11 protein-coding genes are annotated in these 12300 nt (G+C 45.0%); all 11 read left to right on the forward strand.

Translation table 11 applies throughout. From position 1 onward, the window contains the following. Nucleotides 1-20 precede the first annotated feature (20 nt). The 11 genes from MMA19_RS09245 (at nt 21) to MMA19_RS09295 (ending at nt 12300) form a co-directional block, all read left to right on the forward strand. Nucleotides 21-473: an acyl-CoA thioesterase gene (locus MMA19_RS09245; RefSeq protein ID WP_088877568.1), complete on the forward strand. Its 453-nt coding sequence runs from the start codon at nt 21-23 to the stop codon at nt 471-473. A 52-nt stretch (nt 474-525) separates the two neighbouring features. Further along, on the forward strand, nt 526-1116 hold the full coding sequence (locus tag MMA19_RS09250; protein WP_107307007.1) for an outer membrane lipoprotein carrier protein LolA: 591 nt from the start codon (nt 526-528) through the stop codon (nt 1114-1116). Further along, entirely contained in the window at nt 1088-3460 is a 2373-nt protein-coding gene (locus MMA19_RS09255) for an MMPL family transporter (protein WP_240206056.1), read from the forward strand. The genes MMA19_RS09250 and MMA19_RS09255 overlap by 29 nt, the downstream gene beginning before the upstream one ends. A gap of 71 nt (nt 3461-3531) precedes the next feature. Then, nucleotides 3532-4128: a DUF3261 domain-containing protein gene (locus tag MMA19_RS09260; RefSeq protein WP_240206179.1), complete on the forward strand. Its 597-nt coding sequence runs from the start codon at nt 3532-3534 to the stop codon at nt 4126-4128. A gap of 9 nt (nt 4129-4137) precedes the next feature. Then, a complete protein-coding gene (locus tag MMA19_RS09265) occupies nt 4138-5343 on the forward strand; it encodes a beta-ketoacyl-[acyl-carrier-protein] synthase family protein (protein WP_240206057.1) in 1206 nt (401 codons plus the stop codon). Beyond that, the gene (locus MMA19_RS09270) at nt 5336-5800 is read left to right on the forward strand and encodes a hotdog family protein (RefSeq protein ID WP_240206058.1); all 465 of its coding nucleotides are present in this window, start codon (nt 5336-5338) and stop codon (nt 5798-5800) included. The genes MMA19_RS09265 and MMA19_RS09270 overlap by 8 nt, the downstream gene beginning before the upstream one ends. Next, nucleotides 5797-6522: a 3-ketoacyl-ACP reductase FabG2 gene (locus tag MMA19_RS09275; RefSeq protein ID WP_062457445.1), complete on the forward strand. Its 726-nt coding sequence runs from the start codon at nt 5797-5799 to the stop codon at nt 6520-6522. The genes MMA19_RS09270 and MMA19_RS09275 overlap by 4 nt, the downstream gene beginning before the upstream one ends. Next, nucleotides 6519-7745, forward strand: a complete 1227-nt coding sequence (locus tag MMA19_RS09280) for a beta-ketoacyl-ACP synthase (RefSeq protein WP_062457442.1) — start codon at nt 6519-6521, stop codon at nt 7743-7745. Before MMA19_RS09275 ends, MMA19_RS09280 begins: the two co-directional genes overlap by 4 nt. A 264-nt stretch (nt 7746-8009) precedes the next feature. Then, on the forward strand, nt 8010-10004 hold the full coding sequence (locus MMA19_RS09285) for an alkyl sulfatase dimerization domain-containing protein (RefSeq protein ID WP_240206059.1): 1995 nt from the start codon (nt 8010-8012) through the stop codon (nt 10002-10004). Nucleotides 10005-10239: 235 nt separating this feature from the next. Then, nucleotides 10240-11130 carry a LysR family transcriptional regulator gene (locus MMA19_RS09290; RefSeq protein WP_063603842.1) on the forward strand — a complete coding sequence of 297 codons (891 nt, stop codon included), beginning with the start codon at nt 10240-10242 and terminating at the stop codon, nt 11128-11130. An 87-nt stretch (nt 11131-11217) separates the two neighbouring features. After that, a complete protein-coding gene (locus MMA19_RS09295) occupies nt 11218-12300 on the forward strand; it encodes an efflux RND transporter periplasmic adaptor subunit (RefSeq protein ID WP_240206060.1) in 1083 nt (360 codons plus the stop codon).

The following is a 12300-nucleotide window of genomic DNA, read 5'->3' on the forward strand; positions in this document are numbered from 1 at the left end:
ATACAGTATTAGGAATCGTTATGACTGATATTCAACATCCGCTTACGGCTGAGGTCAACATCATTACCTCTTTTCAAGATGCGGATCCTATGGGCGTCATCTATCACGGGAATTTCTTTCGATTTTTCGAAGAAGCCCGCCGAGTTTTGATGAGTAAAATTAGCTACGATTATCGTGCCATGCAAGCCTCTGGCTATGCGTGGCCGATCATTGATACTCGAGTGAAATACGTGAAAGCCATTCCCTTCAATCATGAGATCCGAATAACGGCAGAGTTAACTGAATGGGAAAACCGTCTGAGAGTCGACTATGTGATTTACGATGCGCAAACTGGTGCTCGTATGTGTAAAGCGCATACCACACAGGTGGCAGTAGCCATTGAAACTGAAGAGATGTGTTTCGTCTCTCCAACTATTTTCACCGATAAAGTTGAGCAATGGCATAAACAAGGACATTTCAATAATGAAAATTAGACAAAATATCCACGTTAGACGCTATTGTTCAGCCTTGAGAACTATAGCTACAATGATGCTGCTCATTGCTTCTCCTTTTGCGTTGGCCCAAGTCAACACAATGGAAGAGTTGCAACAGCAACTCGCTCAACATCCTATCGTACGTGGCGATTTTGAACAGAAGCGCACGCTCGCAATGTTTGACCAACCTTTAACTTCAACAGGTCAATTTACACTCGATAAAACGCACGGTTTATTATGGCGGCAAGATGTGCCCTTTACGGTGCAGTTAGTGTTAACAAAAGACAAGTTACGCCAGACTTTCGCGGACCAACCTGCACAAGTTATCACAGCAAAGGATAATCCTATGGCATTTTATTTTAGCCATATTTTCCTAGCCGTGTTTCATGGTGATACCGACCAGCTTAAGCAGCAATTTGATATGACGTTTAAAGCCGACAATGGCCAATGGACCTTAGCTTTAACGCCTAAAGCCGCACCACTCAATGCCGTTTTTAATACCATCACACTAGGTGGAAAAAGCGACCTTGAGCGCTTAACACTGCAAGAGATACGTGGCGATAAAACCGACATCCTTTTCAGCAACCAAAGCTACCAACCTGAAAGCTTAACGGATGCCGAACAAGCTCAATTCAAGTTCTAACATTATGCGCCGCCTACAGTTCACTCAAACACGTTGTTATCAACTGGCCACATTGTGGGCTGGCATCGTTGTATTTGCTGTTTTCTTACTGATCAAGCAATGGGGATTCTCAGCGACCTCACCAATTGAGACTGACATTCTAAAGCTGCTCCCCGTCAACCAGCAAAACCCTATCGCGGAAAGTGCATTTAATAAAGTGACAGCCAGTATGAGTGACAAAGTGGTGTTTGTGCTATCGACTGACGGTAACTCTAAAGAGCACTCGTCTCTCTTCAACGCTGCAAACGCTTTTGCTAATCAACTGAAAGACAGTCCCTATTTTGCTTCGGTCACTGCGAAAATATCGCAAGACCAACAAAAGCAATGGGCTCAATATTACTTTCAACACCGCTGGCAGCAACTGACCAAAGATCAAAGAGAGCGACTAACCACTAACCCTAGCGCCCAAACACAACAAGTTATTCAAGCGATTTACAACCCATTTTCTGGCGTTACAGGTAGCGAATTGGAGAATGACCCTTTTCTACTGTTTCGCGATTATTTAAGTCAAGTAAGTCACTCTTCTTCAGCGTTCCAATTACTGAACGGTTTCTTAACCACAGAATATCATGGCAAAACCTATTTACTGGTGACGGCTGAACTCAACGACTCACCTTATAGTATGAAGGCGCAGAAAGCCGTGCCTGACATCGAGCACTGGCAGCAGCAGCTCAAGCACAAGTTTGACGTTGATGTTGCACATACTGGTGTACTTTTTTATGCCGATTTCGGTACTCGCAGTGCTAAGTCCGAAATCAGTACAATTGGCGTATTTTCGCTCGTTGGCGTAGTGCTGTTAATTGTTCTCGTTTTTCGAAGTGTCGTGCCACTTGCTCTAGCACTTCTTTCAGTATCCATGGGTTTGTTGGTTGCTTTAGCAGTGACAACAGCGATATTTGGACAGGTTCACCTATTTAGCTTAGTGTTTGGTGCTAGCTTGATTGGTGTGTCTATTGATTATGCCTTTCACTTTCTTACTGACCGTTTAGCAGCGGGTAATAATTGGAACAGCCTCAAAGGGTTGCAACATATTTTTGTAGCGATCACTTTTGGGCTACTCACTAGTCTAATTGGTTACCTAGGTTTATTAATTGCCCCTTTCCCCGGCTTACAACAGTTGGCATTGTTCTCGGCAATTGGACTGATCTCGGCCTATGTCACTGTAGTCGCGTGGTACCCAATCTTAGCAAAAACACCAAGTCAGCCGCGTGCTCTGCCGGGTCAGAAGTTGAGTCAGCTGTGGCTTGGCTATTGGCAGAATCGAAGTGTCTGGTTGGGCCTACCTCTGGTTGTTTTGCTGCTAAGCGCTATCGCTGTCACCAAAGTACGCTATAACGATGACATCCATCAGTTGCAGGCGATGCCAGCGGACTTAAAACAGCAAGAATCTACTATTTCTGGTTTAACCGGAATGCAATCCTCTCAGCAGATGTTAGTGATTACCGCTCAAAACAACGAAGCACTAATGCAAACTTTAGAATCGCTAGAGCCGCAATTGGACTCGTGGCAAGACAATCACGTGATTACCGGTTACCAAAGTCTAAGCCGCTACTTTCCTTCGCAGCAAAGACAGGCACAAGATTTTCAGTTAATTCAGAATTTATACGCAGATCAAGCCGAACCATTAAAAGCGGCGCTGCAAATAAGTCAGTTGCCGCCCATGGCGAAACAGCCTCAATTGATCACGTTAACTGACTACCTTAAACAGGCGGTATCTGAGCCAGTTCGTTTCTTATATCTCGGCGATATCGAAGGTAAAGTCGCCTCAGTGATTTTACTTAAAGATGTGTCTAGCGCTGAAAGTATTAAACAGCTAGCCCACCAGCATAACAACATCACCTACCTGAACAAGGCAGAAGAAGTGTCTGATCTTTTTGCTCAATACCGAGTCAAGATTATGGAGTTGTTGGGTTTTGCCATTGCAACTATAGCCGCCGTTTTAGTGTGGCGCTATGGTCCGACTCACAGCATACGAATCCTTCTACCCTCACTCATCGCATGTGTTGCAGGATTGGCCGTGACAGTGTTGTCTGGTGGAGAATTAAACCTGTTTAACCTACTGGCACTGATTCTAATCATTGGTATTGGCATCGATTACACCTTGTTTTTTGCTGAACAACAGCGATGCCAAAGCACCTTACTAGCGATCACGCTTTCTGCTATCACGACATTATTGTCATTCGGTTTGCTGTCTTTGAGTCAAACACACGCTATTCACAGCTTCGGAATTACCGTATTAGTCGGTATTTTCGTGGCTTGGCTGCTCTCGCCTTTAGCCATTGTTGATAATAAGGAAATGAAATGACCTTAACCTTTTCTCCTACTCTGGCTCACACACCGATAAAGATTATTAATAGGCTAAAGCAACGTATCGGTATGTTGATCGCAACGCTCTTTCTCCTAGTGACGACAGGCTGTGCTTTACAACCACAAGATGCCTCTACACAAGTGCAATTAAACCCAAATACATCGGTTGAACTGCCGACTCCAGCTCAACTAGGGTATCAGCTCAGCGCCAGTCAACTGATCAGTGCGACCTGGCAAACTCCAAAGGGAGCAGAGTCCTCACAGCTGCCAGTGCAGTTGCAAGTGGATAAAGACAAACTTGTACTCGCGGGGTTCTCTTCTTGGGGAACACGCATTATGTCTCTGAGTTATCAGAATAACGATATCGAGGCAAACGTACTGAACGGCTTGGAGAATACACTTCCTGAGCCGGAGCAAATTTTGTTTAATCTCATGATGACGCTCTGGCCAAAGAGCGCTTGGGAAGCCTCACTTAGCGCAGTAGGTTGGCGAATCAAAGATTCCACGCAACAACGTCAGCTCATCGATGAGACTGGGGCTACGGTAATCACAATCCGTTACAGCAACCCAGATCCACTTCGTGGTAAAATTTACTTTGAGCACCAACAATTGGGGTACTCAATCGTAATCCAAACGCTCAACTTTCAACTCAACGGCAGTAAATAATAGATAGGTATGAAGCAAAGCATTCCCCCAATACCCATTTTCATCCAAGATTGCGGGTTCCACTCAGCTCTAGGACATACACCTGAAGGTGTAAGACGGAGCTTGTCTCAAGGTTATTGCAACCATATGGAACGCGACCATGGATTGTTGAATTCGGGAAAAGAGACTGTCGTAGGACGCGTTAAAGAAGCACTACCTGAGCTTCCCGCCAAGCTTAGCCGCTACGATTCAAGAAACAATCGATTGGCGCTTTCTGCATTGCAACAAATAGAAGACAATGTGCGAGCCGCCATTAATCATTATGGTTCAGATCGCGTCGCCGTCATTGTAGGGACCAGCACATCCGGGATTTCCGACGGTGAGGTGGCTTACACTGAAATATTGGCTACAGGCCAATTTCCAAAAGAATATCATTACACCAAACAAGAGCTGGGTAACTGTAGTGACTTTATTGCTAAGTACTTTGGCATCAAAGGTCCTTGTTATGCGATTTCAACAGCCTGCTCTTCCAGTGGGCGTGTATTCATCACAGCGAAACGGTTACTCAAGTCAGGGCTGGTAGATGCGGTTATTGTAGGCGGCGCAGATACGCTATGTGCACTAACACTGAACGGATTCAATAGCTTAGAAGCGCTATCCAATACTCTTTGTCGTCCATTCGATGCAGATCGAGATGGAATCAATATTGGTGAGTCCGCCGCCTTTATGCTGCTTGGTCATCAGCCATTAGACACCGATAACAAGCCAATCGCTTTGCTAGGGGCTGGTGACAGTTCTGATGCCCATCATATCTCAGCACCTCACCCGGAAGGTCGTGGTGCGGAAGAAGCAATGCAAAAAGCCCTAGCAGATGCTCAATTAAGCCCTGCAGATATTGGCTATATTAATGCCCATGGAACCGCGACACCGTTAAACGATAGTATGGAAAGCAAAGCTATTGCTCGTGTTTTTGGTACTAACGTGCCAGTTAGCTCCACCAAACCATTTACTGGCCATACACTTGGCGCAGCCAGTGCAACAGAAGCAGCTATTGCTTACCACATACTCAAATCTGACTTGTCTTTGCCTAAGCAATCCTGCAAAAACAAAGCGTCCGACATCGAAATCAGCCTTGTGGAGACTGACCTCAAACTCAATGGAAAAGCAATATTGAGTAACTCATTTGCCTTTGGCGGCAACAACATCAGTCTTATTTTTGGAGAATGGAATGACTAATTTTCCAGACATCGCCGAATTGCTTCCTCATGATGCACCAATGATTTTGGTGGACCGTTTGATTGATGTACAAGAAGAATCAGTGCATTGCCAAGTGGATATTGGTGAGCACCAATTGTTTTTTGATAACGAATCTAAGACCACTCCTGCATACGTCGGTATTGAGTTCATGGCACAATCTATCGCTGCTTGGTCAGGGTTTCATTCCAAACAAAAAGGTGAGACACCGCCCATCGGTTTTTTATTAGGTAGCCGACGTTACCAGGTTGATTGTGACCGTTTTGAGCAGGGACAAACTCTCGATGTCTATGCTGAGAAAGTGATTGAAGTTAGTGGAATGGCGGTATTTTCTGCTCGGCTTGAGCTTGATGGAGTACAAGTTGCTTCATGCCAACTCAATGTTTACGTGCCATCTGAACAAAAATTAGAAGAAATGAAAAATAGGAACTCCCAATGAGCCGACAAGTTTTAGTCACTGGTGCCAGTAAAGGTATTGGTAAAGCCATTGCTATACAACTCGCTAATGATGGTTTTACCGTCGCCGTGCATTACATGGGCGATAAACAAGGCGCTCAAGCAACGTTATCAACCATCGAAGCCAATGGCGGCAAGGGTCGATTGATTCAGTTTGATATCAGCAATCGTGCACAATGTCGTGAACAAATTGAGGCGGATATTACAGAGCATGGTGCGTACTACGGCGTGGTCAACAACGCGGGAATTACTAGAGATACCGCATTTCCGGCTATGACAGAACAAGAATGGGACGGGGTTATTCATACTAACCTAGACAGTTTTTATAACGTACTTCACCCTTGTGTAATGCCAATGGTTCAAAAACGCAAAGGCGGCAGAATCGTCACTCTTGCCTCGGTATCAGGAATCATGGGTAACCGCGGGCAAACGAACTACAGTGCTGCAAAAGCTGGAGTCATTGGTGCAACAAAGTCGCTTGCTCTAGAACTGGCTAAGCGCAAGATCACTGTGAACTGCGTAGCACCTGGTTTGATTGACACTGGAATGGTGGACGAACACGTGAAAGAGCACGCGATGCCACAAATTCCACTCCGAAGAATGGGTGAGCCTGAAGAAGTGGCTGGTCTGGTAAGCTATCTGATGTCTGATATTGCCTCTTATGTCACCCGCCAAGTTATCTCTGTTAACGGAGGCCTAGTATGAGTCGCCGTGTTGTTGTGACAGGAATGTCTGGCGTTACCGCTTTTGGCAACGACTGGGCGGCGGTTGAGCCGAAGCTTCGCGCCTGTGAAAACGCCACTCAATATATGCCGAGTTACGAGCAATATGACGGGTTGAATACTAAATTAGCCGCACCAATTGATCAGTTCGAACTGCCTAAGCATTATAAACGTAAGCAAGTGCGCGGTATGGGGCGTGTTTCTAAGCTCGCTACTGTTGCTACTGAAAATGCATTATTGCAATCAGGACTTATTGGCAACGACATTCTGACTAACGGGCAAACTGGTATTGCTTACGGTTCTTCGACCGGAAGTACCGATGCCATTGGTGCGTTTGGTGTGATGCTCAATGAAAAAAGTACTAAAGCTATCACCGCAACCACTTATGTTCAGATGATGCCCCACACTACCGCGGTCAATGTAGGCCTCTTCTTCGGCCTTAAAGGTCGCGTCATTCCTACCAGTAGTGCTTGTACATCAGGAAGTCAGGCGATTGGCTATGCTTTTGAAGCTGTCAAACATGGCTATCAAACGGTGATGGTTGCAGGCGGTGGCGAAGAGCTCTGCCCAACAGAATCGGCCGTCTTCGATACGCTATTTGCCACCAGCCTAAAAAACGATGATCCAAAGTCTACGCCGAGCCCTTACGACTCAAGCAGAGACGGCTTAGTCATTGGCGAAGGCGCTGGCACATTGATCCTTGAAGATTACGAACACGCCGTTGCTAGAGGTGCTACTATTTACGCCGAGATCATCGGTTTTGCCAGTAACTGCGATGCTGCACATGTAACACAGCCTCAAATGGAGACCATGCAAATCTGTATGGAGATGGCGTTACGAGATGCCGGTATCACCGCCGATAAGATCGGCTACGTTTCTGCCCATGGAACCGCTACAGAGCGTGGTGATATCGCAGAAAGTAACGCAACAGCCAATGTCTTTGGCAACATTCCTATCAGTTCTCTTAAGAGCTATTTTGGTCATACCTTAGGGGCTTGTGGCGCTATTGAAGCCTGGCTTAGTTTAGAGATGATGAACTCTGGCTGGTTTAGCCCAACGTTAAACCTGAACAGCCTTGATAAAGAATGTGGTGCATTAGATTACATCACCGGCGAAGGACGCAATATCGACGCTGAATACATCATGAGCAATAACTTTGCTTTTGGTGGTATCAATACATCGATTATTTTTAAGAAATATAAGTAGACGTTCTACGCGTCATACATACAGTTATGTCGCCATTTACCTCCGCTCAGTTCATTGAGTGGAGGTTTGTTGTTTTTAGTCCTCATACACTCTTCTTGCTTCCCATAACCATTAGTCCCACCTGACATCATTATTCTGTCACAAATAGACATACTGATATTTATCGTTGTGATATCAGCTATCGCTCCCACTGCATTGTTGGTCCTTAGCTCGCTATCTACAATGCGCCTCAGACACTAAAAGCCCACAAATAATGAGGCCATTATGAAAAAATCCATTCTAGCTGTTTCGGTATTATCTATCGTTTCTGCACATGCATTTGCAGATTACGAGTCAGTAGAGACTTACCAGGGTAAACCAGCAACTTCACACACTATCGAAGCCAACAATGCGCTCGCCAAAACACTTCCATGGAAAGATACCACCGCGTTTGATCGTTCTAAGCGAGGTCTAATAGCCGAGTTTTGTGACCATCGTGCAGGAGAGCTAAAAAACCGCATGGCTCACTTAGATAATGATGAAATCCCGGCCTCGGTTAACCCTTCGATTTGGCGACAAGCACAGATGAACTTTACGTCAGGTGGTCTGTATCAAGTCACTGAAGGTGTGTATCAGATTCGTGGTGCAGACCTTTCAAACATGACTATCTACAAAGCAAAAACAGGCTACATAATTCACGACCCTATGGTAACGGCTGAAACCGCACTAGCAGGTTGGGAGTTTGCGAAAAAGCATCTTCCGAAAATCAACGGCAAGCATAACATCGTAGGTATGATTTACTCGCATACGCACGTTGACCACTTCGGCGGCTCGCGTGGTATTTACGAGTCAGGTGACTTTGTAGAAGGTGCTCCTATTATCGCACCAGTAGATTTCATCCGTGAAATGGCGGACGAAAATGTATTAGCGGGCAACGCAATGGGACGTCGTTCAGCTTATCAATACGGCTCAGAACTGGGTAACGATGTCACTGGTATTGTTGATAATGCACTGGGTATGGGCTTATCAAAAGGTAATGTTACGCTCGTAGCGCCAACTCAGTACATTGAAGAAAGAGAAGAAACCGTTGATATTGGTGGGCTAGAGTTCCACTTTATCAATATGCCAGGAGCAGAAGCACCCGCAGAGATTGTTCATTACATCCCAGAATACCGCACACTGCATACTGCAGAACTGACCTATGACGGCCAACACAATATCTATACCTTCCGCGGTGCTAAAGTCCGTGACTCGTTAATCTGGACTAAGTACCTGACAGAGCTAAAAATGCGATTTGTAGACTCTGGATTAGTCGACAGTATTCACGCGGCTCACTCTGCTCCGGTGTGGAATGATAAAGGGAACGAAATTTCCGACTACATTACCCTTCAGCGCGATAACTATGGATTTGTCCACAATCAGTCGCTGCGCCTTGCAAACCACGGTGTCACCATTAATGATGTTGGACGTGAGATCGACAAGATCATTCCGAAAACACAGCAAAACAACTGGGCTTCAAGAGGTTACCACGGCTCCTACTCGCATAATGCTCGTGCTGTTGTGAACATGTATTTAGGTTATTACGACATGAATCCAGTTAACACCAATCCACTGACTACAGTTGATAAGTCATGTACCTATGTTAACGCTGCTGGTATCGATACCTTCATGAAAGTCGGCCAAAAACATTTTGCGGCGGGCGAGTATCAACAAGCCTCTCAACTGCTCAATGATGTTGTCATGTGTAATCCCGATAACAAACAAGCACGCGAGTTGTTAGCTGACAGCTTTGAGCAGCAAGGCTATCAGTCAGAAACCATGGCGTGGCGTAATAGCTATTTACAAGCTGCGGTTGAGCTTCGTACCAACCAAATCGGTGAAGGAACTAAAGTAGCATCGGCGGATGTTATCGCCAACACACCAACTTCGAGCTTCCTAGATTTCATTGCTGTGCGTCTAAATGCTCCTAAAGCGGAAGCGCTAGGTTTAGATTTCAACATGAATGTGGTTCATCCTGACGTTCAAGAAACCTATTACGTTGAAGTGTCTAACGCCAATATGGCAAGCCTTGAAGTCGATGAAATAGTGAAAGATACCGATACCACCCTACGCATCAACAAATCCGATTTAACTAAGGTGGTGTTAGGTCAAACTACGCTTGATGAGTTGATTAAGTCCAACAAAGCTCAAGTTGAAGGTGATGCGAAGACGCTAAAAGATTTGGCTAGTTCGCTAGATAGCTTTAAGCAAGGTTTCGAAATTATGCCTCTGGCTAAATAACTCTCTCGTCTAGAAAGTATTATCTAAAACAACAAAGGTAGTATGCAACTGGCAAACTCGAACGATACAGTCAATGCATACTACCAACCTACCCTTCCTCTTCAATATTCCATACCAATCTATTCATATCACGCTAGCTAATGAGGCAATCAGTCCTTTTTAGACCATGTTGTTCATCTTTTTAATTACTATCATACGCTCGAAAATTCCGTCTTTTTAGCACTACGATTCTGATATGAAAATTGCAGACCTAAAACTGTTCACAAAAGTAGTAGAACTAGGCAGTTTTACTGCCGCGGCCAATGCGCTTGATCTGCCTAGAGCCAATGTCAGTCGACGAATCAATGAACTCGAAAAGGCAGTAGGGTCGCAATTATTTCACCGGACAACCCGCAACCTATCGCTGACAAACAGTGGTAGCACCTATTTTGACGAAATTACCCAAGCCATAGAGTTGTTCGACCGTGCTCAACAATCACTGTCCAGTTCTAGAGATATGCTTACAGGGAAAATTAAGCTCGGAGTCCTACCCGAGACTTATGACCTTCTGCAGCCTATCTTGTTCGAATTTCATGACAAATACCCTGAGATTCAACTCGACATCCGCAGTATCAGTAACGGATTCAATGAAATTTTTCAGCAGGGTTTAGATATCGCTATTCACGGCGGAACCATATTCGACTCTGATATTGTTGCCCGAAAAGTGATTCAATATCGCCGAGCGTTAGTCGCTTCGCCTGAGTATGTTGAAGAGTTTGGAGCTCTAGAGTCGTTAGACGAACTTGATCAACATAAGTGTATTTGTTTTCGCTGGCCTAGTGGTGATATCGACAGCCAGTGGCACTTTGATTCAGGTACCGCTTCTGTGAAAGCAAGTTTAATCGCCAACAGTGTCGGCTTTATTAAAGGCGCGACCATAAGGGGCCGAGGTATTAGTTTCTTACCGACAATGATGATACAACGAGAGCTAAAACAAGGAACGCTCGTACCTTTGCTACCTCAAGAAACAGCCATAAAAGAAGATGGTTGGCTACTCTACCCTCAGCCAAAAACATTGAATAAAGCCAGTAAAGTGCTCATCGAGCACCTCTCTTCAGAAATACCGCGCCTCAATCAATTGTCATAATTTTTATGACAGTAAGTCTCATCAGAGACGGCTTATTTGAACACTGTTCAATATTAAGATAGCTCCATTATTACGGAGCTATCTATTATGAAAACAATAAACACAATCACACTCTGCATCGCAACGTCCATCGCGTTGCTTGGCTGCAATCAAGCCAAGGTGCTAGAGCAACCTGAACCAAAACAAACCACTTTACAGGTGATCAGACTCAATAGCTTAGAAGATAATTCAACCAAGCATTTTAGTGGTGTAGTCCGTGCTCATGATAGCGCTAACTTGGCATTTCGAGTTCCCGGTACGCTGAGCGAAGTTCACGTACAAGCAGGCGATAGTGTTAGAAAGGGTGACGTAATTGCTCGCTTAGATCCTCATGACTATCAAGTAGCACTCGAAGAACTAGAAGCAAAGATGATTGAAGCAAAATCAGCTCACAAACTAGCAAAAGCCGAGTTAAAACGGGTTAAACAAGCAATCGCTGACAATGCGATTGCCAGTGTAAATTTGGACCGTGCCACGAGTGGTTATGAACGTAGCCTTTCAGCAGTGAAAGTCGTCAATAAAAACATCCAGAGAGCCAAAGACACATTAGGCTATACACAGTTGGTCGCACCTTTTGACGGTATTATCGCCAGCGTAGAATTTGATGCCCATGAGCAGGTTCTACCCGGTATTGCCGTAGCAACCATGCAAGATAACTCCGCATTGGACGTTGAGATTGATGTGCCAGAAAATATGATCGACCAGTTTAGTATCAACGATTCAGGCTCTATTACCTGGTATCAATCAGACACTCCTATCAACGGGTATGTCACCGAGATAGCTCCACTTCCTCATCTGATCAAACAGACCTATACCGTTACCTACACATTGGACAATGCAAACCAACATCTCTTCTCGGGCAAGTCCGTTACAGTGTCATCAAAAACAACGGTGGCTAAAGATTCATTCTGTATTCCCTACTCGGCGCTAGTGGGAGAGAAAGAGGAACTACATATCAATGTGGTACGCAATAACGAGGTGGTCTCGACACCCGTTGAACTGAGATCTTTAGATGCTTATCAAGCTTGTATCTCTGGAAATGTGAAAGGCGACGACTACGTAGTAGTGAGCGGATCTTTCTATTTAAAAGATGGTGATGTAGCAGACAAACTTGTACTTAGGGATCTATAG

The organism is Vibrio sp. CyArs1, assembly GCF_022432925.1.
GTDB lineage: Bacteria > Pseudomonadota > Gammaproteobacteria > Enterobacterales > Vibrionaceae > Vibrio > Vibrio mediterranei.